A 1808-nucleotide genomic window follows, 5' to 3' on the forward strand; every position below is an offset into this window, starting at 1 on the left:
CGGATGCGGGCCCCGCGCGCAGGGCGGTCGCCGATTTGTGATCGGGCAAGGGGGCGGGCTGGCCTAGTCTGACCGCGACCCCATGTCAGGAGAGCGCGATGACCCGGATGAGTGCCAAGGATTTCCCCCAGGAACTGCTGGAGCTGTACGATTTCTATGCCCACGGCCGCATCACCAAGCGGCAGTTCCTGGACCGGGCGGGCAAGTTCGCGGTCGGCGGCGTCACCGCGCTGGCGCTGCTGAACATGCTGCGGCCGAACTACGCGCTGGCCCAGCAGGTCAGCTTTACCGACCCCGACATCCTGCCCGAATACGTCACCTATCCGTCGCCCGAGGGGCATGGCGAGGTTCGTGCCTATCAGGTGGCCCCGGCGGGCGAGGGGCCCTGGCCCGCGGTGCTGGTGATCCATGAGAACCGCGGCCTGAACCCTTATATCGAGGACGTCGCGCGCAGGCTGGCCAAGGCGGGCTATCTGGCGCTGGCGCCGGACGGGTTGACCTCCAAGGGCGGCTATCCCGGCAATGACGAGGAGGGGCGCGCCCTGCAGGCCGAGGTCGATCCGACCCTGCTGATGAACGATTTCTTTGCGGGGGCCGAACATCTGATGGCGCATGAGCAGTCGACCGGCAAGGTCGGCGCGGTGGGCTTCTGCTATGGCGGGGGCGTGTGCAACGCGCTGGCGGTGGCCTATCCGGAACTGGGCGCGTCGGTGCCGTTCTATGGCCGGCAGGCCCCCGTGGCGGATGTTCCCAAGATCGAGGTGCCGCTGCTGTTCCAGTTCGCCGAGATCGACGAGAACGTCAACGCCACCTGGCCCGCCTACGAGGCCGCGCTGAAGGAGGCTGGCAAGACCTATGAGGCGCATGTCTATCCGGGCACCAACCACGGCTTTCACAACGATTCCACGCCGCGATACGACCCCGAGGCCGCGGAACTAGCGTGGCAGCGGACGCTGGACTGGTTCGCCCGCTACCTGGCCTGATCCTTCAGGAAACGGCGCAGCACGGTTTCCAGCTTGGCTGCGCCCAGGGGGGCCATCGCCTTGGTGTGGTCGTGGCTGATCGATTCGTCGGACAGCCCCGCCCCCATATTGGTGATGACCGAGATGGCCGCCGCCCGGAGGCCCAGGAACCGCGCCAGGATGATCTCGGGCACGGTGGACATGCCCACCGCATCCGCGCCAAGCGTGCGGGCAGCGCGGATCTCGGCCGGGGTCTCGAAACTGGGCCCGGAGAACCAGCAATAGACGCCCTCGGGCATCTCCACCCCCTCGGCCTCGGCCGCCGCCAGCAGGGCCGCGCGCATCGCGGCGTCATGCGCGTCGGTCATGGGCACGAAACGCGCGTCAGTCGGCTCTCCGATCAGCGGGTTGGTGCCGGCGAAGGCGATGTGGTCGTTCAGCAGCATCAGCCCGCCGGTCGGGATGTCGGGGCGCAACGACCCGGCGGCGTTGGTCAGGATCAGTTTCGTCGTCCCCAGGGCCGCCAGCACCTCCAGCGGCAGGCGCATCGCGTCCGCCCGCCCGGATTCGTAGTAATGCGACCGCCCGCCGAAGACCGCGACCCGCACGCCCTCCAGCCGGCCGATGACCAGCTGCGGCACATGGCCCGACACGCCCGCATGGGGAAAGCCCGGCAAGTCGTCATAGGGGATCGCCACGCCATCGACCGTGGAGGACAGATGGCCCAGACCGGACCCCAGGATCAGGCCGTATTCAGGCGCCTCCTGACCCGCGCGGTCGCGGATCAGGGCGGCCAGCTCAGCGCTCCTTGACATAGGGCTCTCCTCCGGCGCGGGGCGGGATGGC

2 protein-coding genes are annotated in these 1808 nt (G+C 68.8%); one reads left to right on the forward strand and one right to left on the reverse strand.

Annotated elements, in window-relative coordinates:
* Nucleotides 1–98: 98 nt before the first annotated feature.
* Nucleotides 99–983, forward strand: coding sequence for a YghX family hydrolase (yghX, locus tag TW83_RS13345; RefSeq protein ID WP_045983273.1), 885 nt, complete (start codon nucleotides 99–101; stop codon nucleotides 981–983).
* Here yghX and TW83_RS13350 read toward each other — a convergent pair.
* The gene (locus tag TW83_RS13350; protein WP_045983274.1) at nucleotides 971–1777 is read right to left on the reverse strand and encodes a purine-nucleoside phosphorylase; all 807 of its coding nucleotides are present in this window, start codon (nucleotides 1775–1777) and stop codon (nucleotides 971–973) included. The genes yghX and TW83_RS13350 overlap by 13 nt on opposite strands.
* Nucleotides 1778–1808: the final 31 nt, after the last annotated feature.

Origin of the sequence: Paracoccus sp. S4493 (assembly GCF_000967735.1) — a bacterium.
Classification (GTDB): Bacteria; Pseudomonadota; Alphaproteobacteria; order Rhodobacterales; family Rhodobacteraceae; genus Paracoccus; species Paracoccus marcusii.